At 57.7% G+C, this 21,997-nt stretch carries 17 protein-coding genes; 7 read left to right on the top strand and 10 right to left on the bottom strand.

Annotation, left to right across the window (positions count from 1 at the left end):
* Window positions 1-166: 166 nt before the first annotated feature.
* Together JSS95_06455 and JSS95_06450 are read right to left on the bottom strand one after the other, a co-directional pair.
* The gene (locus JSS95_06455) at window positions 167-1,627 is read right to left on the bottom strand and encodes a cyclic nucleotide-binding domain-containing protein (GenBank protein MBS1799452.1); all 1,461 of its coding nucleotides are present in this window, start codon (window positions 1,625-1,627) and stop codon (window positions 167-169) included.
* A gap of 22 nt (window positions 1,628-1,649) precedes the next feature.
* Window positions 1,650-3,296 (bottom strand): FAD-dependent oxidoreductase, encoded by a 1,647-nt coding sequence (locus JSS95_06450; protein MBS1799451.1) that lies wholly within the window; start codon window positions 3,294-3,296, stop codon window positions 1,650-1,652.
* 251 nt (window positions 3,297-3,547) lie between these two features.
* On the opposite strand from JSS95_06450, the gene JSS95_06445 reads away from it, so the two are divergent.
* The gene (locus JSS95_06445; protein MBS1799450.1) at window positions 3,548-4,204 is read left to right on the top strand and encodes a response regulator transcription factor; all 657 of its coding nucleotides are present in this window, start codon (window positions 3,548-3,550) and stop codon (window positions 4,202-4,204) included.
* Between the two features lie 121 nt (window positions 4,205-4,325).
* Here JSS95_06445 and pruA read toward each other — a convergent pair whose 3' ends face one another.
* Window positions 4,326-5,918 carry an L-glutamate gamma-semialdehyde dehydrogenase gene (pruA, locus tag JSS95_06440; protein MBS1799449.1) on the bottom strand — a complete coding sequence of 531 codons (1,593 nt, stop codon included), beginning with the start codon at window positions 5,916-5,918 and terminating at the stop codon, window positions 4,326-4,328.
* A 172-nt stretch (window positions 5,919-6,090) separates the two neighbouring features.
* Between pruA and JSS95_06435 the strand changes: the two genes are divergently transcribed.
* Window positions 6,091-6,837: a hypothetical protein gene (locus JSS95_06435; protein ID MBS1799448.1), complete on the top strand. Its 747-nt coding sequence runs from the start codon at window positions 6,091-6,093 to the stop codon at window positions 6,835-6,837.
* Between the two features lie 51 nt (window positions 6,838-6,888).
* On the opposite strand, the gene ysxC is transcribed toward JSS95_06435, so the two are convergent.
* The 3 genes from ysxC to JSS95_06420 form a co-directional block, all read right to left on the bottom strand.
* Window positions 6,889-7,500, bottom strand: a complete 612-nt coding sequence (gene ysxC, locus JSS95_06430) for a ribosome biogenesis GTP-binding protein YsxC (protein ID MBS1799447.1) — start codon at window positions 7,498-7,500, stop codon at window positions 6,889-6,891.
* An 82-nt stretch (window positions 7,501-7,582) separates the two neighbouring features.
* A complete protein-coding gene (locus JSS95_06425) occupies window positions 7,583-8,341 on the bottom strand; it encodes a hypothetical protein (GenBank protein MBS1799446.1) in 759 nt (252 codons plus the stop codon).
* Between the two features lie 114 nt (window positions 8,342-8,455).
* Window positions 8,456-10,273: an MFS transporter gene (locus JSS95_06420; protein ID MBS1799445.1), complete on the bottom strand. Its 1,818-nt coding sequence runs from the start codon at window positions 10,271-10,273 to the stop codon at window positions 8,456-8,458.
* 532 nt (window positions 10,274-10,805) lie between these two features.
* Between JSS95_06420 and JSS95_06415 the strand changes: the two genes are divergently transcribed.
* From JSS95_06415 to JSS95_06395, 5 genes are all read left to right on the top strand, one after another.
* Window positions 10,806-12,842, top strand: coding sequence for a hypothetical protein (locus tag JSS95_06415; GenBank protein ID MBS1799444.1), 2,037 nt, complete (start codon window positions 10,806-10,808; stop codon window positions 12,840-12,842).
* 129 nt (window positions 12,843-12,971) lie between these two features.
* Entirely contained in the window at window positions 12,972-13,721 is a 750-nt protein-coding gene (locus JSS95_06410; GenBank protein MBS1799443.1) for an SDR family oxidoreductase, read from the top strand.
* A 57-nt stretch (window positions 13,722-13,778) separates the two neighbouring features.
* Window positions 13,779-15,083 carry a fuconate dehydratase gene (locus JSS95_06405; GenBank protein MBS1799442.1) on the top strand — a complete coding sequence of 435 codons (1,305 nt, stop codon included), beginning with the start codon at window positions 13,779-13,781 and terminating at the stop codon, window positions 15,081-15,083.
* Window positions 15,080-15,925, top strand: a complete 846-nt coding sequence (locus JSS95_06400) for a fumarylacetoacetate hydrolase family protein (GenBank protein MBS1799441.1) — start codon at window positions 15,080-15,082, stop codon at window positions 15,923-15,925. The genes JSS95_06405 and JSS95_06400 overlap by 4 nt, the downstream gene beginning before the upstream one ends.
* A gap of 268 nt (window positions 15,926-16,193) precedes the next feature.
* On the top strand, window positions 16,194-18,449 hold the full coding sequence (locus tag JSS95_06395) for an Ig-like domain repeat protein (protein ID MBS1799440.1): 2,256 nt from the start codon (window positions 16,194-16,196) through the stop codon (window positions 18,447-18,449).
* Here JSS95_06395 and JSS95_06390 read toward each other — a convergent pair.
* From JSS95_06390 to JSS95_06375, 4 genes are all read right to left on the bottom strand, one after another.
* Window positions 18,446-19,174: a ZIP family metal transporter gene (locus tag JSS95_06390; protein ID MBS1799439.1), complete on the bottom strand. Its 729-nt coding sequence runs from the start codon at window positions 19,172-19,174 to the stop codon at window positions 18,446-18,448. The genes JSS95_06395 and JSS95_06390 overlap by 4 nt on opposite strands.
* Window positions 19,175-19,266: 92 nt before the next feature.
* Window positions 19,267-19,785 carry a DUF4149 domain-containing protein gene (locus JSS95_06385; GenBank protein MBS1799438.1) on the bottom strand — a complete coding sequence of 173 codons (519 nt, stop codon included), beginning with the start codon at window positions 19,783-19,785 and terminating at the stop codon, window positions 19,267-19,269.
* Complete coding sequence (locus tag JSS95_06380; protein MBS1799437.1) at window positions 19,785-20,639, bottom strand: zinc metalloprotease HtpX; 855 nt, start codon at window positions 20,637-20,639, stop codon at window positions 19,785-19,787. The genes JSS95_06385 and JSS95_06380 overlap by 1 nt, the downstream gene beginning before the upstream one ends.
* 11 nt (window positions 20,640-20,650) lie before the next feature.
* On the bottom strand, window positions 20,651-21,931 hold the full coding sequence (locus JSS95_06375) for a carboxypeptidase regulatory-like domain-containing protein (GenBank protein MBS1799436.1): 1,281 nt from the start codon (window positions 21,929-21,931) through the stop codon (window positions 20,651-20,653).
* Between the last annotated feature and the right edge of the window lie 66 nt (window positions 21,932-21,997).

The following is a 21,997-nucleotide window of genomic DNA, read 5'->3' as shown; positions in this document are numbered from 1 at the left end:
AATAGGAGCAAAGCCGGTGAAAGAACGACCGCCAACACGCGAAGGCATTTCATAGAGGTCCTCGCTTCGTGTCGCCTCTCGAAGAGCAGGAGCGACAGCCACTCAATGAAACGCGAGGCGGATGAAAATGTTTTGGGAGAAAAAGTTGCGGCACAGATGTGATTCTTTATTTGCTGGAGCTCGGTATCCTCACGATAAACTCCGTTGCGCCGGGAACGGAAGAGAAACGGATGTTGCCGCCATACTGCTCGACGATGCGGTGCACAATGCCGAGACCGAGGCCCGTGCCCACTCCAACCGGCTTTGTCGTGTAAAAGGTGTCGAAGATGTGCGCCTGGCTCTCAAGCGGAATGCCGCTGCCGTTATCGGCGATTCGGATGCAGATGTCGGTGTGCTGGTGGTCGGCGGGAGATTTCTCCGCCCAGGTCTTTACTTCGATCTTTCCATGGGCTCCGACGGCATCGATGGAGTTGTCGAGAAGGTTTGTCCATATCTGGTTCAGACCCTGGCACTCGCTTTGTAATGCAGGAAGGTCGGGGGCAAAGCTCTTTTCGACGACAATCTCTTTCTCGCGCATCTTGTGGCTCAGGATGACCAGCGTAGCGTGAATGCTGCTGTTGACATCGACAGACTGCTTCATCCCCTTGCCTTCATAGGCATACGATTTGACTGCCATTACCAGATCGGTGACGCGCCCAATGCTCTCTTCGATCGTACCCACCAATTGCATGCTCGATGCCATTGCTTCGATCCAGTTCAGTGCGTCAGAGAGCGTGGAACCGGGGAACTCCGCCCGTGCGCATTGCAGGTCATCCGCCTTCAGGCCGATGGAGACCAGTGTGGGCGCCATCTTCCATGAGTTTTCGATGTTTGCCTCTTCCATCCACTCCGCCAGTGCCTCTTCGGCATCGCTTTGTTCCAGCGAATTCATCACGATGGGATGTTTTGCCGAGAGAGTCTGCTCCTGAAGATCATGCAGGCACTCTTTTTGTTCGGGACTCAATTCCGTCTTGCTAAACTTCGCCGAGAGCTCGTGCATTCGCATAAGATTCGATCGCAACTGCGATGCAGCCCGGCGAGCTGCTGCTCCCGGATTGTTCAGCTCGTGCATCAGGCCGGCGGCCAGCGTGCCCAGCGAGGCCATCTTCTCCTGCTGAATCGTCGCATTCTGCATCTTCTGAAAGCGTTTCGCCATGTTGCCCAGGATGGCCTTGCGTACATCGGGGCACGTCGTCATCAGGCTCCAGAACGCTTCCTCGTTGAGCTGAACGAGATGGCAGGTATTTTCCGCGGTCAGGTTAACGGCATTGGGGATATTGGCAAGCAGAGGCAGCTCTCCAAAGGCGTTGCCGGAAGGGAGGGACGTAATGTCCATCTCGCCGCCACCGGGCATGCTCTGCGTTATCTTGACGCTACCCTCCAGCAGGATCCAGAAGTTATGTCCAGCCTCGCCCTGGCGGACCAGCACGTCGCCCTTCTTCAGATAGACCTCTTCAAGTCCATGCAGGCAGCGGAGCTCGTCGTCCCGTAGAGAAGAAAAGATCGATGTCGTTCTCAACTGCGAAAAGAGAGCATCGCTGATCGGCTCTTTGACTGGGTTGGTGACGGCTTGAAGATGTTCGCTCATTGTTGTGTGTGAATCAAACCTTTCAGAGTGTTGCCAGATACTGGTGCACGAACTGGATTGCGATGGAGCCTTCGCCGACGGCCGAGGCGCAGCGTTTCACTGAGTTGTACCGCACATCGCCCGCGACAAAGATCCCCGGAACGCTCGTCTCCAGCAGATACGGTTCGCGGTCGAGCTTCCAGCTCCCAGGGGATTTCGCCTTGAGGTCCGGTCCGGCGAGAATGAAGCCCTTTGTGTCGCAGGCTACCTGCTCTGGCAGCCAGTCTGTCTTCGGCGCTGCACCGATGAAGATGAATACTGAACTCGTCTCGCGGGCCTCTTCACCGCGCGGGGTCTGGAGCTTGATGCACTCAAGGTGGCCGTTACCCGACATGCCGGTGATTTCGGTGTGGGTCTCCACGACGATGTTGGGCGTCGCCTCGATCTGGTCGATCAGATACTTCGACATGCTCCTGGTCAACGACTCGCCCCGGACGAGCATGTGGACCTTATCGGCATAGCGGGAGAAGTGCATCGCCGCCTGTCCGGCGGAGTTCGCTCCCCCCACGATATACACCGTCTCGTTCGAGCAACCCATGGCCTCGCTGAGAGCAGCGCCGTAGTAAACTCCGGCGCCGGTATAGTCGCTGGCTCCGGAAACGTCCAGCATGCAGTATGCGACTCCGGTCGCAATCAGGCAGACATGACAGGTAATCTCCTGCCCGTCGCTCATCGTCACAACCTGATACTGGTTCTCTGAGCGGATGCCGGTTACCTTTTGCAGAAGAAACTCTGCGCCCAGGCGCGTCGCCTGCAGGTAGGCGCGTTTGGCCAGCTCCTCGCCGCTCAGTCCGGAAGGGAAGCCGAGGTAATTCTCAATCTTCGAGCTCGATCCCGCCTGCCCGCCGGGAGCATTCGGTTCAACGATTAGTGTGCGCAGACCCTCGGAGGCCCCGTAGACCCCGGCTGCAAGTCCCGCCGGGCCCGCGCCAATCACCACAATGTCGTAGAACTTCTGCTGCGCCTGCGTCGGCATCCCCAGCTTTGTGGCAAGGTCGGTCGAGGTGGGCTGAATCAATGCCGTGCCGTCGCCGAACAGCACTACCGGCAGCTTGGAGTCGTCAGCCCCCTTCTCCTTCAGCAGGGCAAGGGCGTCCGGATTCTGCTCCGGATTCAGCCACTGGTACGGAATGCGGTTGCGCGAAAGAAAGTCGCGTACCGCGTGATCCTTCTGCGACCAGCGCACACCGACCACGCGGATACCCTCGAACGGCGGCTTGTAGCCTTGTTTCCAGGCTTCAAGCAGATCGTCCAGCACAGGGTACAGCTTCTCTTCCGGGGGGTCCCATGGCTTGTTGAGATAGTAGTGAATCTTTGCCGAATTGATTGCCCGGATCGCCGCTTCGGTATCCGCGTAGGCAGTCAGCAGAACGCGCTTGGCATCGGGATAAATCGTCAGCGCCTGCTGTAGAAAATCGACGCCGGTCATTCCCGGCATCCGCTGGTCCGAAAGGAACAGCGCCAGCGTATCGTTACGCTCCTTCAACTGTCGGCATATGTCCAGCGCGGCCCCGCCAGAGGCGGCCCGAACGATACGGTAGTCCTGGCCGTAATGACGGCGCAGGTCCTGGACCACAGCCTCCAGAACGCTGGTATCGTCGTCAATGGCAAGTAGAATAGGTTTCGGCATACCTAAAGTTATACTTCGCCGAGCCATACCGGCGCACACAACACGTATCATTTGATTGTGGCGGTTGTTCAAAAGGTGCAAAAAACTCCCCTCACCAGCAAGCCCGGACGGGATACGATTCTGTCATCTTCAGTTACCGGCCATCGAACGACCCCTGTCCGAATTGAAGACACAAGATTTATAGAGCGCACCACCGCCGATGAGAGCATTGCGGGCAGATTATCCCTGCTTCGCGGGAGACTGTGACACCTATGAATCGCATCATTCTCGCCGATAATCAGGCGATCTTCAGGGCTGGAGCAGCCCGTATTCTTGCCTTGGAAGACGATATGCGCATCGCAGCCCAGTGCGAGGATGTGCCTAAGCTGTGGAGCGCTCTCGAGTCGCTGCGAAGTGCGGTCATTCTCGTGGCATCCAGTTTGCGTCCGGACCTTCCGGCCCTCTCCGAGCGCGCCCGTGCACTCAATAGCCGCATCGTCCTCGTTGCCGAGAACTCCGAGCAGGTCTCCGATGAGGTGACACAATGCCTTGAGGGCATAATCGGACGGAATATCTCGGGAACGGATCTCGTCGACTGCGTCCGCCGGATCGTTCGCGGCCAGCGATATATGCAGCGCGCCAATGTCACGGCCATCCATTCGTCCGACTCGGTTGGTGCACGTGTGCGTGACCGCCTCACACCCAAGGAGATGCAGATCGTAGCCCTGATCGTGCAGGGCTGCAAGAACAAAGAGATTGCCATGCAGTTGGGAACCAAGGAGCAGGTCATCAAGAATTATCTGCGCGGTATCTACGACAAGACAGGTGTCTCCGACCGGCTGGAGCTCGCCCTGTTTACCATCCACCACCGCGTTCTCGCCGAAGCAGCAGAAAAGGCGGGCAATCTCATCGAGATGAAATCAGCGTAGGTGTATCGACATAAAGCTCAAAGAAAAGCAATGGATTTTGAGGCAGTGTCATCCTGGGCGGAGCGCAGCGGAGTCGAAGGACCTGCGGTTTGCCAATTCCGGCACGATTCCGTACGCAGGGTCATCTCTTCTCTGCAATACTCTTGGCCTGCGTAAACAGCAGCAGATAATCCGGTCCGCCTGCCTTTGAATCGGTCCCGCTCATATTGAACCCGCCGAACGGATGGGCCCCCACCATGGCTCCTGTGCATTTACGGTTGAAGTAAAGGTTGCCGACGTGGAACTCCTCGCGTGCGCGGTTGAGCTTCTCATCTGAGCTGGAATAGACGGCTCCCGTCAGTCCATACTCAGTGTTATTGGCGATGGTCAGGGCGTCGTCGAAGTCCTTCGCCTTGATGACCGCCAGTACCGGACCGAAGATCTCCTCCTGCGCAATGCGGGCCGTAGGACTTACATCGGCGAAGACCGTAGGGGCGATATAGTAACCGCCCTCTTCCGTCTCAATGGCTTTGCCGCCGTTCAGCAGACGTCCTTCATCCTTGCCGATCTCGATATAGCGGAGCACCTTCTTGTACGACTTCGGGCTGATCACCGGTCCGGTAGCGATATTCTCCGCGGGGTCGCCCGTCTTGATCTGCGCAACCCGCGCCTGCAAGCGCTCACAGAAGACGTCGTAGATGCCGGCGTCCACAATCGCCCGCGAGCAGGCTGAGCACTTCTGGCCGTTGAAACCGAAGGCGCTGGCCACAACTCCGTCGATGGCTGTGTCAAGATTGGCGTCATCAGCGACGATGATCGAGTCCTTGCCGCCCATCTCCAGAATCGTGCGTTTGATGAAGGTCTGCCCCGGCAGTGTCTTCGCCGCATTCTCATGAATCTCCAGTCCCACGGCCTTCGATCCCGTGAAGGCAATAAAGCGGGTCTGCGGATGCGCCACGACCACCGAGCCAAATTCCGGGCCATCGCCCTGGCACAGGTTAACGACCCCATCGGGCAGCCCCGCCTCTTCAAGCAGAGCGAAGAATCGCGCCGCGATCGTCGGTGCATCGACCGATGGCTTCAGGATGACTGTGTTTCCACAGACGATTGCAGCAGCCGTCATGCCGGCCATAATGGCGAAGGGGAAGTTCCATGGCGGGATCACAGCACCCACGCCAAGCGGAAGGTAACGTAGCTGGTTGCGCTCGCCGGGAAACTGTATCGGCGTCGTCGCCGCGTCCAGCTTGAGGGCCTGCCGCCCGTAGAACTCGAGGAAGTCGATCGTCTCACCGACGTCGGCATCGGCTTCGGCCCAGTTTTTGCCTACCTCAAACGTCAGCCACGAGTGGAACTCGAACTTGCGCTCACGGATCAGGTCGGCCACGCGGAACAGCAGCGCAGCGCGCTCAGCGGCGGGAGTTCGGCTCCAGGCAGGGAAGGCAGCCAGAGCGGCCTGGACAGCCTGCTCCGCCAGATCGGCCCCGGAGCGCTGATGAACGCCGACCACCTGTGCCGGCCGCGCCGGATTGACGGAGACGATCTTGCCCTCAGTCTTCAGCCGCCTGCCTCCAATGACGTTGTCATACTCAAGCCCCAGTATGCCCTCAACTCTGGCCAGGGCCTCGCGTATGGCGCGATCATTCCCTGGCGTCGTGAAGTCAACGAAGGGTTCATTGACGAAGGGTGTCTCAGCCGTGCGAACAGTCGATGGATGAGCGGTCTCGACGGTAGCCATAGCGTTAATTCTAGTCCTCCGGCGGGAGCCTGTCCGAGCGCCAAAAGGTATCGTTCCGGGCAGAGTGCAGCAAAGCCGGGGTCCGGGCATTTCGCTCAAAACACGTAAAAGACGACGGCCAAACTTCCGGCCCTGGCGCAGAAGCGAAGCCGCTCGGGTACGATCTCCTCAGATGCCTGCGGACGAAATCCAATCCAGTGCTCTCAAAGCGTTAACCGCCCTCTACCAGATCCAGCCTTCATGGGAGGGTTCGGTCATCCTCTCACTCGGCCTCGACACAACAGGCTCGGCCCTTGCCATTGCGGGTCATATCGCGGGAGCAGTAACGCTAGCGATCGACAATGATCCAGCCCACCTCCGCGAGGTCATCCGTTCAGGTGCCTGCGACTTTGTCGTCAATACCCTCGACGAGGCCATTCGCGCCATGAAGAACGAGGTTCGCAAGCACTCGCCGCTCTCCATAGCCCTTGCCGCAGACCCAGCCAGGGCCATTCGTGAGATTCTCGAACGCGGTCTGGCGCCTCAACTCTTTGCCTGCTCCATCACTGATCGAGAGAGCGAGAAGCGGATTAATCAGGCAGCTCCGTACCTGACTCTGCTTGGAGCGGCCCTCCTCGGCTATGTGGAAGACCCGGTAACCTCCACGCCTGACGAATGGCTTTCTGTCAGCCAATTGGCTGCGGCAATGACCGCACGGAATGGCTGGAGTCTTAACACGTTTACCTTTGATACCCCGGCCGCGCTTCGCGCCTTCGATAAAGACGCAACCGACCTGCTCCACAATGAAGACGGTCTTCGCCGGCAATGGCTCGAAGCCGCCGCCCGAATCCTCCAGCGACAGCGGCCTCCTCAGCGCACTCTATGGCTTACACCGGCGGAGGCTGAAGCGCTCAGGAAGAGGTACGCCTGCCATGGATAACGTTAAGTTATTATTTATGAATATATTGAGAGATGTATTGCAAGAAAAAGTTCACCCTGCAATCGCCAGAATATTCTGCCAGAGTAGCTTTACTCCGGCGTCTGTCTTCGACGAGACCGGCAGAATCTCATCCACACCATGATCCCGCTTCAACGCGGCCAGGCTCTTAGTAAGGACATTCTTCGATAGACGGTCTGCCTTCGTCCCTACAACGATAAAAGGGCGCTGCTCCTGCTTCAGATAGGTAATCAGTTGGCGGTCGCTCTCCTGCGGCGGAATGTTGGTGTCGACCAGGCAGACGCATAAAGCCAGCGTCTCCCGCTCTGCGAGATACGGCTCAATAAACTTCGGCCACTCCGCCGAGATCGACTTTGAGATCTTCGCGTAGCCGTAGCCGGGCAGGTCGGCGAAGATCAGCGAAGGAACCGCCTTTTGTCTACCGTTCGAGTTCTCATGCAAGGCAAAGAAGTTGATCGCCCGCGTCCGTCCCGGTGTGGATGAGACACGAGCTTCTTTTGAGCCCAGCAGAGCATTGATCAGCGACGATTTGCCAACGTTCGAGCGGCCCAGGAAGGCGATCTCCGGCGCTCCATGGGTCTTCGACTCAGCGGGGAAATGTGAGGCGTCAGTAGCAGAGAGAAGGAAGACCGGAATGAGCCGCATGATCTAAGTCTACCGTCCAAATGCAAAACCGGGCTTCTATCCTTCGATAGAAGCCCGGCCACTCACCAAATCAGAAGAAAGATTACTTGGTTACAGTCACAGGTGCGGTCAAGTGGAAGGCAACCACCGATTCAGCCGGGATTACAACGTCCTTGTTGCCCGTGTAGGCTGCTCCTGCAGTACCAGCGCCGCCACCAGCCAGGGCGCCGATCGCTGCACCCTTACCACCGCCCGCTAGACCGCCAATCAAAGCGCCAAGGCCAGCGCCGCCACCGATTACGGCAGCAGTCCGCTTGCCCTTGCCCTTCTCGACCCGCTCATAGGCATTGGTGTTCACGCGATGACCGCTGATGTCGGTCACCTGAATCACGAGATCGCCCGCACCTTTGAACTTGCCGCGGCCCTTGGCGGCAACGACTGTCCCCGAAACGCTTGCGCCGCGCGGGAAGACCGTGGCGCCGCTCTCGCTGGTCACAGGTGCAGCCAGCTCGCCCGAGAAGCTGTCGCCGACGTTGTTTTTGCTGGCGCTAAGCTGTTGATTGATCGTTACCGAAACGGTGGCTCCTGAGGGGGCGGTCACTGTTTTTACCACAGGCGCTGCTGGAGCCGCGGCCTTCGGGGTTGGCGCTGGCCGAGGAGTTGCCGCAACTGGAGCAGCAGCAGCAGGAGCCGGTGCTGCTGCCGGCACTGCCGCAGGTGTGCTGGCAGGGGCCGCAGCGGGTGCTGGTGCTGGGGCGGCAGCCGCTTCATTGGCTGGCGGCGTGGAACTCTTGCATCCGCCAAAGAAGAGGGTTGTTGAAAGTGCAAGGGTCACTGCCAGGTTCGTTTGGTTCAAGCGCATTTGAGGTCTCCAGTCGTGCAGTCGAAAAGATGTGAAGCAATATACTCCCGATAGGAGTATGCAGCCTGATGAAAAGTTGTCTCGCTCTCTGAAAAGCGACGTTTTTTCATACACCTAACCGGCAACGCTCTCCTTTCCCGTCTCGAAGTAGTATTCAATCTCTTCAAGCGTTTTTCCTTTGGTTTCTGGAAGGAAGAAGACTGCAATGCAGAGATAGATCACGGTAAATCCGGCAAATAGAAAGAACATCGTCGAATAGCCGTACTTGCTCACAAACGGCAGGAAGATTCCAGCAAGGATTGTTGAAACAAGCTGATTAATCACGAGCGCGATGCTCATGCCGTTGGAACGGATACGCGTGGGCATCAGCTCTGAGAGGGCGACCCAGACACAGACCCCGGGACCAATCGCGAAGAAGGACATAAAGACATACGTCCCAATTGCGACCAGCCATCCATGCGAGGAGCGTGGAATCTGTCCAACGGCAGCGCGCTCGATTTTAAGAGGAGCTGTCCGTGCGGCATCAAGGTTACCAAAGGGGTTCTTGAAGAACGCTTCGATCTTGTTTGAAGGCACGGCGCTGTCGCGGGTGATCTTGATGGCCGCCGAAGAGGGATCGTCGGAACGCACGTAGCTGGTTGCGGCCGTGAAGTCGCCGTAGGAGTAGATGATGGCAAGCGAGGAGCGCTCGGTTTCGATGCCGCTTTCACTATAGCCAGACGCAGTGAGGAGTTCCTGTGCCTTGGTCGCGCTGAAAGGGAATGAGACCGTTTGGTCGGGTGCGACCAAGGACTGCACCGCTGCGCGACAGTCTCTGCTGAGTTTTTCCGTGGAGTGAAACAGAAGGGCGATACCAATCAAGGCAACCATGATGCCTGAGGTACCGATGGCGAGAAGGAATTTACGCCCCTTACGGTCGATGAGCGTCATGCCAATGATCGTCATTACGAAATTCAGAACAGTGAAAAGCACATAACCCCAATGTGCCTGAATGTCTGACAGCCCGCTCTGCAGCAGGATGCTGGTGTTGTACCCAATGATGGAGTTGACGCCTGTTGCCGTATTGCAGAAGAGGATGGCGCACGCAAGAAGGAAGGGGATGACATATTTGCGGCGAAGCAGGGAATCCTTGACCGCGCTCGAGGTTGAGGACGCAGCGGGTTCGGCGAGCGCAATCTGCTCCATCTCCTTGAACTCGATCGCGGCCTTCTCCGGTGTGCGAAGACGTTCCAGAGCGGCGAGCGCCTTTTCCTTCTTGCCGCGGAGGTAAAGCCAGCGAGGCGACTCGGTGACGAATATCGATCCAATCACAAAGAGAACGCCCGGGGGAACCGAGACCCAGAAGATGTGCCGCCATGCCTGGTCCTTGAAGGCAAACAGAGCCGCGGCATCGGAGCCCGTTGCCATGGCTTCGACGCGATAGCTGTAGTAGATACCGATGATGGCTGCTGAGCAGATACCAAGGGTGAGCAGCCATTGAAAGACGCCAGTGCCTTTGCCGCGGTTTGAAGCGGGAAGGCACTCTGCCAGGTAAAGCGGCACAACGACGCCAATCAGGCCGCCGCTGATGCCCTGGAGCAACCGGCCAAAGAACAGAGGGCCGTATCCGTGGGAGAGGGCGATCATGGGAATGCTTACGACAAAGGTGAGCCCGCTGAGAATCATCAGCGGCCGGCGTCCGATGAGGTCCGCCAGCAACCCAGCGAAGAGTGTCGAGATGACGCTGCCCAGAAGAACGGCTGCAACGATGATGGAAAGCTGTCCGGCATTCAGTCCGGATGTGGCCTCAAGGTAGGGAAGCGCTCCTCCAATAATGCCGATGTCGACGCCATACAAGAGACCGCCAAGGCCAGCGACCAGGAGAAGAAAGCGATTGCGCCGGTTGTCGACGGATGGAAGAGATGGCGAAGAAACAGGCTTCGAATAGGTCATAGATGTCTTCACGAAACAGGCACTTTCCCGTAAGAGATGTCCAAGGAGCGACGGTAATTGCCGTCCGCCACCCTCGTCAATTTTCTTTTGTAGAAACACCATACCAGTCCGCAACGTGTAATGAGGTCCTGCCACAAACGGTTCTTCTGAATGCCCCGAAAGTGCCATGAGTGTTTTCTAATGCTCCGGGTATGCTCCACATGAGCTTATGAAACAACCTCTCCCCATGTTGGAACTGTCTGTATCGCTCGCGAATGGCCGTTACGGTTTTGGGCCTAACCCTCAGTTCTGTCACAAAGTAAATCTTCAATGCTCCAGCTTAGGCAAAGGACCGCCTCCACACTGTTTTTCTGCTGAACCTTTGGTGGGCATGGATCTCCAGAGCAACCAGTTTTGAGCGCAACCCGCGCCACTAATTTTTCGGAGGGTATCTCAGATGAACGGCAAATACTTCGCGCAGCGATTGGCTACAAAGCGGAACATTCTCGCAGCCCTGGCTGCGAGCGCTGTCTTGACTTCAGGTTGCTCCAACATGATGACCACATCTTCTGTTCTGGCACCTCAGTCATCAGGCGGGCAGCTTAGTGGAACCGTGCATGGCGGCAGCCAGCCTGTAGCGTTTTCAACCGTAACGCTGTACTACGCCGGCGAATCAGGAATCGGATCAGGCGATCCCAGCGGCGTTGCATCTGGCCCTGCCATCGTAGCTGCGGTAACGACATCGGCAGATGATGGGCGTGGATCGTTTTCGTTCCAGAAGAGTGCCACGAATGGCCAGACGACTACAGGCAATACCTTTTCGTGCCCGGCGACCGGCGATCCGCTGGTTTATGTTGTCGCCCGCGGCGGCAATACACTGAACAATCATGATTCATCGGTAAACAATACCGCGGCTTCATTTCTCGCGTTTTTCGGCCTTTGCAGCCAGATCAATGCGTCAAGCTTCGTAAGTATGACCGAAGTGACGACCGTTGCCAGCATGGTCGCCTTCCAGCAGTATTTCAATCCTGTGACCGAGAGTTTCGGATCGGACGGCATCCTGGTGAGCAAGACTGCCTTAGTCAATGCTCTGGCGACGATCTCCAATCTAGCGGATGTGACGACAGGGACCGCCACAAGTTCGAAGGTAGTTTCCGGATCGGGAGTCTCCGTTACGGTGACGCCGCAGACAGCAAAGGTGAATGCGCTGGCAAACATCATTGCCTCTTGCGTCAACAATGCTTCGGTCAGTGCGACTCCGTGCACCACGTTGTTCAGCAACGCGACGCCGCCCGATACCTCAGTCACCTCTCGCCCGTATAGAACGACTGCATATTCACAGGCGACGGATGTCTTGCAAGCTCTCTATTACATGCTGACCAACCCTACGAACGGCAGCCAGGCGAATCTGCAAAATCTCTATAACCTGATTCCTGCTGTTGGCTCGGCATTTCAGCCAACGCTGGCGGCTGCCCCGACCGATTGGACGGTAGCCATCAGCTACAGATCGACCGGAACCTGCGGCACAGGCGGAGGCAACTTTATCAATCAGCCTGAGGAACTCAACATCGATCTGAGCGGAAATGTCTGGATCGCAAATGGTCAGAGTACGACAGGTAACCTTTCAGCGATTTCCTCCTCGGGCGTCCCTGTTGCCTGCACCTCGGCCGGCGGCGGCGCGCGCGGAGGAGCTGTGGTCGATACCGCGGGCAATGTCTGGTATGCCTCGCAAAGCTCAAATATGCTGGTTCGCTATAACCCCACCGGCAACAGCACACTCCAATTCGCTACTCCATCCGCGCCGCTCGCTGTGTTTGCTGACGGCGGCAATGGGGGCGGCGACACGGTGAGCAACATTTACTTCACCACCGCTTCCGGCACTTCGTTGTATATGATTCCTCACGGAGCCTCTGCGAGTTCTGCTACGACTCCTGTCCAGATATCGACGGTTGTCGGTCCAAACCCAATCCGCATCATGGCCGGGAAAGACCTGTCTATCTGGGTATCTTCGGGTAGCAACTACGTATCTCGCGTGGTTGCCGGAGCATCTGGCGATCCGAACTATCTCAACGGGTACAGTACGACTCAATTTCCCGTCGATACGGACGCTTATGGCATCGCTCTCAACGATACGGGGACCTTCGTTTCGTCGAACAACGCAAACAGCGAGATCTCTCTTCTGGCAGGGAGCGGAGCGAGCTACTCTATCGCGACTGGCTGGCCTACTTCGGCGGGTTTCTCCGGTATCTCGCAGCCCACAGGCATGGCGGTCGATGGACGTTCCAATATCTGGACGGTGAACACGGCTCTCAACTCGGGATCCGGGTTGGCAAGCCTTAGCGAGGTCAGTGTCAAGGGAGTGGCGCTCTTCCCCAACGGAACGGTATCAGGCGGATTGCAGTTGGATCCGACCTACCTCTCAGTTGGCCGCTCGCTTGTCATCGATCAATCTGGCAACGTGTGGATCGCTAACGAGGGGCCGGTAGGCTCCCCGGCTAACTTCATTACGGAGATTGTGGGTGCGGCAGTACCGGTTTACCAGCCGTTCGCATGGGGTCTGGCTAACGGCCGCTTCCAGGCAATGCCCTAATTCCCAACAATAAAGAAAGCGGCCCGGAGAAGAGTGCTTCTCCGGGCCGCTTTCTTTTAAATTTGATGGGTTGGCCGCGAAATAGCCCAACCGAGGTATCCTCTTTAGGAGAGCGTATTATTTCAGCCTATGACGAATACATTTTATCTGGAAAATAAAATTGCTCTGGTTACCGGGGGGGCGAGTGGAATTGGTGCCGCTACGTCGCGAGAACTCTCCCATGCTGGAGCGCAAGTTATCGTTGCAGACCTCAACGTCGCGGCTGCAGAGGCGCTTGCAAGGGAATTGCCCGGTGCGCGCGCCGTTCGTATGGATGTCACCAGCGCAGCCTCGGTGGAACAGGCAATTGCCATAACTCCTCGATTGGACATTTTGATCAACTGCGCGGGCATTGGCCTGGTGGGAGATATCTCCAAAACATCGGAAGAAGACTTTGAGCGCGTGATGCGTGTCAACGTCAACAGCATCTTCCTGGTGACGAAAGCCGCGTTACCTCTATTGCTCGCTTCGCGCGGCTCCATCGTCAACATAGGTTCCGTGGCTGGGTCCGTTGGGGTAAAACAGCGCTTTGCTTATTGTGCCAGCAAGGGAGCGGTCCAGGCGATGACTCGCCAGATTGCAGTCGATTACCCGAAGGAGCTGCGAATCAACTGCATCGCGCCCGGCACAGTGCAGTCGCCATTTGTCGAGGGCTACCTCGATAAATACCACTCTCATGAAAAGGAAAAGATTCGTGCCGAGCTGGTAGCGCGGCAACCGATCGGCAGGCTTGGGACGCCTGAAGATATCGCTTCGCTGGTGCGATACCTCTGCTCGAAGGAAGCCGAATTTATCAATGGAGCCGTTATCCCGATCGATGGCGGCTGGACCGCAGCTTGAGACATGCAATGAAGTATCTGTTCCGTAAAACATTTGCGAAAAGGAAGTTTTAGAGCCTTGAACGAGATTGTAATTACCGACGTTCGCGTTATCGATCTGCGGTTTCCTACTTCGCGCGACCACATTGGCTCGGACGCAGTCAACAAAGACCCCGATTACTCGGCAGCCTATTGCATCCTGGAGACCAACGCCGGGATGGAAGGACACGGCCTCACCTTTACACTGGGGCGTGGCACTGACCTCGTGGTCCAGGCGCTTAGCTATCTGACGAGATATGTGGTTCATCGTCCCTTGAACTCTCTGACGGAGAACATGTGTGCCTTCTCGAGACAACTGACGGATGACTCACAATTTCGCTGGCTTGGGCCGGAGAAAGGCGTGATCCATCTGGCGACTGGAGCGTTGGTCAATGCCGTGTGGGATCTCTATGCCCGTGTGGAAAAGAAGCCATTATGGCAGTTGCTTTCAGACCTGGAACCCTGCCAGATCTTGAATGCGGTTGATTTCCGCTACATCGACGATGCCATTACGCCGGACGACGCGCGGGCCATTCTGGAAAGAGCACGAACCGGTAAGGCGGAGCGTCTGGCAGTACTTAAAGACCAAGGGTATCCCGCTTACACCACATCTGTTGGGTGGTTCGGGTATTCGGAAGAGAAGATTCGCCGGCTCTCGAAGGAGGCGTTGGCCGAAGGCTGGACGCACTTTAAGCTAAAGGTTGGAGGCGATCCCGCAGATGATCTGCGGCGCGGCTTCATCGTTCGCGAAGAGATAGGCTGGACCAACAGGCTTATGGTGGACGCCAACCAGAAATGGGGCGTGCCTGAGGCCATTGAACGTACGCGCCAGCTTGCTGAACTGAAGCCCTGGTGGATGGAAGAGCCGACGAATCCCGATGACATTCTGGGCCATGCCCGCATTCGGCGCGAGGTCCCGGAGGTCCGCATCGCTACGGGCGAGCACTGTCACAACCGGGTGATGTTCAAGCAGTTTCTACAGGCTGGGGCGCTCGATGTTGTCCAGCTTGATAGCTGCCGGGTCGGCGGAGTTAGCGAGAACCTTGCCATTTTGTTGATGGCTGCGAAGTTCGGTGTCCCTGTCTGCCCACATGCGGGAGGTGTCGGTCTCTGCGAATACGTTCAGCATCTTTCGATATTTGACTACCTTTCCGTGTCGGCCTCGCTTGAAAACCGGGTGATCGAGTTTGTGGACCATCTGCACGAGCACTTTGTTGCGCCGGTTCGAATCAGTAACGGACACTACCAGGTCCCTTTTGATCCGGGGTACAGTATCGAGATTCGCAAGGAATCCCTCAGGCGGTTCGCTTATCCTGAAGGAAAGGTCTGGAGCAAGCATTCATGAAGCTAGTTACGTTTTCCAAGAAGGACTCATCGGCCAGGACGCCTGGCGTTCTGGTGGACGAAGAGGTCGTTGATCTGTCGGGAATGGGATATCCCGATGTGTTATCTGTCGTCGAAGGAGGCGATAGGGCGTTGGCGGATATTGCAGCGAAGCTGGACAAGGCTCCGCGCCTGCCGCTTGCCGGGGTTAAGTTGCTGGCGCCAATTCGCCCGCCTCGTATCTTCTGTATCGGTTTGAACTATGCAAGGCATGCTGCTGAATCGAAGATGGCTGTGCAGAAGGTCCCCACGGTCTTCATGAAGCTGACAAGCTCAGTTGCCGGCCCGAATGTTCCGGTGATCCTCCCAAAGATCAGCACTCAGCCTGACTACGAGGCAGAGTTTGCGGCCGTGATCGGCAGGCCCGGTTACCAGGTCCCAGCGTCGGAGTGGAAGAAGTACATCTTCGGCTACACGATTGTGAACGACGTCAGCGCCCGGGATATTCAGTTGGCGACATCGCAGTGGACCCTTGGCAAGTCGTTCCCCACGTTTACACCTCTGGGGCCGTCGATCGTATCGGCCGATGAGGTTGCCGATCCCCATGCGCTCGGCATTTCGCTGACGATCAATGGGGAGACGCTTCAGTCGTCCAACACCAGCGACCTGATCTTCAAGCTGCCTGAGTTGATTGAGCACATCTCTCACCTGACGCCACTTGAAGCGGGCGATGTGATCAGCACGGGAACGCCGGAAGGTGTCGGCCTGGGCCGTACCCCGCAACGCTGGCTGAAGCCGAACGAGGAGATGGTTGTCACGATCGAGAAGCTGGGCAGCCTGCGCAATCCGACAGTTGCTGAATAGACAAAGGCGAGGGGCGCAAAATGCGCCTCTCGCGTGCTCAGGTCGGATGCTGTAATCTCACAATAACTCTCCAATGGGCCTGCTGAGTATCTCTCCCATCCCCCATCGCGCTTTCGTTATATGGCTGCGATTTCTGCTCGCGTTTTCCCTGTTTCCAACTGCGTCGTATTCGCAGACGCTTGCGACAACGGTCCCCCTGATACTTCCATCTGCAATCGCCGTTGATGCTCAGGGGAATCTATATATCGCAGAGACTGGTGCGCACCTTGTGCGTAAAGTCAGCGCGACGGGGAGTATCACAACGATCGCGGGTACGGGAACCCAGGGATTCGACGGTGATGGCGGGGAAGCAGCATCGGCTTTGCTCGACTCCCCGCTGGGATTGGCTGTCGATGCCAAGAGTCTTTATGTCGCCGATAGCCACAATCACCGCGTGCGCAGGGTTGATCTTGCCAGTGGCGTGATCACGACAGTTGCGGGCGGTTCAACTGCTGGAACAAGCGGAGATGGCGGACCGGCATTGAATGCGGCTCTCGACCTTCCAATGGCGCTTGCGCTGGATGCCCAGGGCAACCTTTATATTGCCGATGCTCGAAGTCATCGGGTCCGCAAGGTGGACGCGACGGGCACAATAACGACCTTTGCAGGCACAGGCGCACAGGGGTTTGGTGGGGACGGAGCTTCGGCGACCGTGTCCTTGCTGGATTCTCCAGGAGGGCTGGCTGTCGATACGGCTGGCGACCTCTACATCTCTGATACGAGAAACCATCGTGTGCGCAGAATCGACCACTCTTCAGGCACGATTTCGACGATTGCCGGTAACGGGATAGAGGGATATGCAGGAGATGGCAGAGGATCGCAGGCTGCGAAGCTGGCGTTGCCTCGTGGGCTGTCAATCGATCCGCAGGGAAATCTGTATATCGCGGATGCTGCGAACCATCGTGTTCGACGCATCGATGGCTCAACGGGGATTATGACGACGCTGGCTGGAGATGGCACGCAGGGCTTTGCGGGCGATGGTGGATCTCCAGTATCGGCCAGCCTCGATAGTCCGCGTGCAGTGGAGATCTCGCCGACAGGTTCGGCCAACGTTGCCGACACAGGAAACGCACGTATTCGCCAGATAGGAGATGCCGCATCACTTCAAACCGTGGCGGGCCTTGGCGTTACAACACCAGGAGCGCTAACGCTCGGTGGTCCCTCTGTTGTCTCGTATGGCACAGGGCAGCTAACTGCGACACTTACATCGGCGGGGGGCACAGGCAGCGTGACGTTTCTCGATAGTTATGGCGGGGGTATGAATTCGGCGTCGACGATTGCCCCTGGGGCGAACGCCGCGGTGCTGGATACATCGATATTTCCGGTAGGCCAGCACTCTATTACGGCAACTTATAGCGGAGACCAGACGCACGGCGCCGCCAAGAGTGCGGCATTCTCTCTGACTGTCGTTCCTAAGGCGCTTGAGGCAACGATTACGCCGGCCACAGTTGTGTATGGTCAATTCATTCCTCTGCTATCCGGCCAGCTTGAGGGAGTATTGCCTCGCGACATTTATGGCGTCAGCGCTACATTCACGACTGCGGCAGCCACGCTCTCCCCTGTTGGTTCGTACCCTGTTACGGTTACGCTTGCCGGCCCTGGAGCAGGGAACTATGTCGTTGCAGCAGCTCCAAGTCTTTTGATTACAAAGGCAGCTACCACGGCCACACTGGCATTGCCTGCTCAGCAAAGCAATGGGACGACAGTGAACGTCGGCCAGACGGTGACTTTGACGGCGCATGTGCTCAGCGCGACCTCGGGAACGCCTACGGGTACAGTGGCGATCTTTGACGGTGGCGCTGTGCTTAGCTCGATCAAGATGAATGCTTCAGGAGATGCCATCTTTAGCACGAGTACGCTCGGTGCCGGCTTGCACAATTTTTCGGTCGTGTATTCCGGCGATGGCAACTTCACGAGCAGCACCTCTTCACCATTGTCGATTACGGTACTCTCCGCTCCAACGGGAACAGAGGACTTCACGCTCGTACCGACTGGTGCTACAAACCAGACGGTAGTTGCTGGAAGTGCCGCGAGCTTTACCTTTACGGTGCAGCCGCAGGCAGGACTGTCAAGCCAGGTCTCCCTTACTGCTGCTGGGCTTCCCAATGCGGCAACCGCTTTCTTCAATCCTGCCTATGTTCCTCCCGGATCGGCCGCCACGGCGGTTACGCTTACGATTGCTACGCCGAAGGCGTCTCTGCGCTATCGGTCAGGGGCAGTAGTAGTTGCATTCTTGCTCTTCCCATTTACTGGAGGTCTTGTTTCAACTCGCTGCTCTAATCGCAAGAGTTCGTTGCTTGTATTTGCAATGCTCCTAGTACCATTGGCGTTAGTAACCGGTTGCGGAGACCGCGTCTACACAGGGGATTCTGCGCAGACGACCAAGATTTACTCGATTACCGTTACAGGAACTGCGACCGGTTCAAGGGGAAACGCGATACAGCATCCCGTTACGGTGACGCTGGCTGTCGTCTCCGCAAACTAGATGGGACTCAACATCTTGAGAAGGAAAAAGATGGCGACTCCTGCAAAAAAGACGAGCGCCATGCGGATACCCGGTTCGCGGTTGACCTCGGGAACCAGGTCGGTTGCGGCCACATAAACTGTTACTCCTGCCGAGAGGGGCATGCCGGCCCGCACCCAAGCAGGCTGAAAGTTGATGACGAGCACACCAGCCAGTGTCATTGCACCCAGGAACATCGCGGAGTTGAGCGCGGCGCGTTTTCCTCGGCCACTGGCGAGCATCACGCTGGCGACGGTGAAGCCTTCAGGAAGCTTGTGCAGAAAGACCGCGATAAACATCACCCACCCTAGCCAGTGCGAGAGAACGAAGCCAGAGCCGATGGCGATACCGTCGAAGAAGGTGTGTGCGGCCAGGCCGAGCAGTACGGAGTAGCTCGTCCGTGCGGAGAGAAGCTCGTCGTGATGCGTCTCTTCACCGAAGTGAAAGTGCGGGACCAGTGTGTGTTCGAGCAGATGAACTCCGCAGTAGCCCAAAAGAACCAGCAATGGAGCCCACCGAGGATTCAGGGCAAGCCCTTCGGGAACCATCTCGAGCACGGCGGCCGCCAGCATGAAGCCAGCGCCAAGTGCGACGAAGTAGCGAAGCGAACGCGCGGAGGGAGAGCGCCGTACCAGCAAAACGCCGCCAAGATAGTCCGCGAGCGCAGCAACAACTCCGAGCGTCACGCTCAACCAGAGTGTGGGCATCGTCTATTGAGTCCAGTCGCGCAGATGCGTGCGGACGCCTTTCACGGGATGACCGCTGGGAAGGGAAGCTGCTTCTGCAATGGCTCCATCGCTCATAGCTCTTTGATTTTACCTGTCTCGGGCCATTGCGACTCTCGGGCCAGCACCAGCACGACCCCGAGACCGCAGAAGAGCACGAGTCCCTCAAGGCGTTCCGAAAGAACGTGAAGCCTCTCAAAATCGACTCGCGCCGGGAGAAGGATGTCGGCTGTCTCGATCTCGCCACCGGCGGTCACGCGGTCGCGCTCCATCGCGGGCAGGATGTGAAACTGCGAATACGCTGTGACGGCCAGCATAATGCAGGTCAGCGCTGTGGAGATGGCGAAGCCTACTCGCGCTGGGACCTCGGCGCGAAACCACAGGATAGCGTTTGCGATACAAAAGAGCGCCCCGCCGGTCAGGCCTATCCAATGCAGGATATGCAATGTTCCGCCGACCACGAGTCCGGCCTGGTGTGGACTACTGAGGCGGCTGAACGCCACCGGCGCTAGAACAAAGGCGAAGAACATCAGCCCGCCGACCCACACCACGATGGCAAGCAACCGCAGAGCCCGAAGAAACTTTTCCAGCACTAGACCATGTCCCTTCCGATAAGCCGCCGAATCCTCTCTTTGATGGGAGGATGCGTCGAGAATAGATTTGCGATGCCTCCACTGCCAAGTAGAGGAGCCACGATAAACAGATGCGCAGTCGCAGGAGACGCCTGCATGGGAATGCGTCTGGAGTAGGCATCGAGCTTCTGCAGCGCGCGAGCCAGAGCGTAGGGGTTGCCGGTCTCCTTGGCGCTGGTAGCGTCGGCCTCGTATTCGCGAGAGCGGGAAATAGCAAGCTGGATCAGCGTCGCCGCGATCGGCGCTAGGATGATCATGAAGAGGCCGCTCAACCCGCCGCCGCTGCGGTCGCGATCGTCGCGTCCGCCATAGCCGCCGAAGAGCGATGCCCAGTATCCCATCCTCGCCACCATCGTGATCGCTCCGGCCAACGTCGCTGCGATGGAACTGGTCAGGATGTCGCGGTTCCTTACGTGCCCAAGTTCATGCGCCAGGACGCCTTCCAGTTCCTCATCATCCAGCAGCTCAAGAATGCCGTGAGTGACTGCAACCGAAGCGTGGTTCGGGTTACGCCCTGTCGCAAAAGCATTTGGGCTTTCGCTGGGAATCACGTAAACCTTCGGCATCGGCAGCCCCTGCCTGGCCGCGAGCTTTTCGACAACGCTATACACGCGTGGCAGTTGCTCCCGCGTGATGGGCTGCGCGCGGTACATGGAGAGTGCCAGCTTGTCGGAGAAGAAGTAGGTGGCGAAGTTGAAGACCACCGACAGGACAAAGGCGATGACCATCCCGTTGCGTCCGCCAAATCGGTCTCCGATAAAGATCAGAAAGACGGTGAGGACAACCAGCAGGAGCGTCGATTTGAAGGTATTCATCAGTCAGTCCCTTATACGGCAGGGCCCGGTGTACCTGGAGAATTCTGATCTTTGCGCGCGAGAGCCCGCTTGAGGACTACTTCGATGGCGGCCTTTTGTTCAGCATACTCCGCTTCGTTTAGACGTCCTTCCAGCCTGTCGGTTTCGATCGCAAACAGTTCGTCTTTGAGCGAGGTCAGGACGCCGCCGGCCCCCGCAACAGGTCCTGCGAACGCTGGTTGCGGTGCATTCGCGGCGACAGCAGGCTGATTGCCACTCTTCAACATGATGCCCGCACCGGCAGCCATTGCCAGTCCAAGTCCGCCGAGGATCCACCACTTGTACTTCGCCCAGGGATCGTTTGTTCCTTCGGGATCGATGGGATTGCCGAGGCCGCCCCCCGGCCGCGAATCTGTCGTAGCGGCAGACGATCCTGCTGCCTGTGGCGTTCCATCCTGAGCCCCCTGTGCACCACCCGCGGCCTGCGTCGTGTCGCGTGGAAGCTGACCGGTGCCCGAGACGGTGAACTCAAGCTGCTGTGAGGGAGCGACATTGCGCGCAACATAAGTTTGTGCCGTCATCTCCTCCGTTACTGGGGCGTAAGGCGACGACGCGCCGGCCTTGAACGTCATGCTCTTCGGCATCATGATGGCGACCGTGTCGGTTGTCATCGAAGGCCTCGGTGCGAGCTTGAGAGTTCCGGAGTAGGGGATGTGATACGTGATCTGAAAGCGGGTCTCACCGGGCCGAATTGGAAAGACGAACGCGTAGTGGTTGGGATCGCCGAGCGGCGCGGGCGCAGCCTGAACCGGCATTCCACCGGGACCAAGCGCGGCGGAGCCTTCGACCACGGCGCCTTCGGGAAGATAAAACTCAAACGGTCTGTCGCCGAACTGCGTCTTCGGCGGGTTCGACTCGTTCTTGACGAAGAAGTTCTCTACGACCCTGAGCGTCTTGCCGCTCTCGTCGGATTGGATGCGCATGACATCGGCCTCGCTGCTAACACCCGCAACCTTTGCTGCTGCATCGAAGACTTCGATCTCTACCGACTGAGTGCCTGGAGGCGCCGGTCTGAAGTAGTTTGCCTTGTCGTGCGTTACGCGAACCAGGTGGACGCCAGCATCGGGGACCTCCAGGGTGAATTGCCCCTTGGAGTCGGTCTTCGCGCGCGTCGACTCCTGCATCCCCTGCGCGAGACGGATCAATACGACCTCGTCGCCAGCGGCCGGCTTGTTGGTGGTCTTATTGATGACGGTGCCGGTGATGGATTCGGCGGAGGCGAATGCGCCAAGCGCTGCGACAACGGTTGCAATTGCGACGAGGCGGCGAGAGAGGGAAGATATGCGGGTCACAGGTTAAGTTTACGTCAAGCAAAACGC

Source organism: Acidobacteriota bacterium (genome assembly GCA_018268895.1).
Lineage (GTDB): Bacteria > Acidobacteriota > Terriglobia > Terriglobales > Acidobacteriaceae > Edaphobacter.
This window is presented reverse-complemented; position numbering and strand designations above follow the sequence as displayed.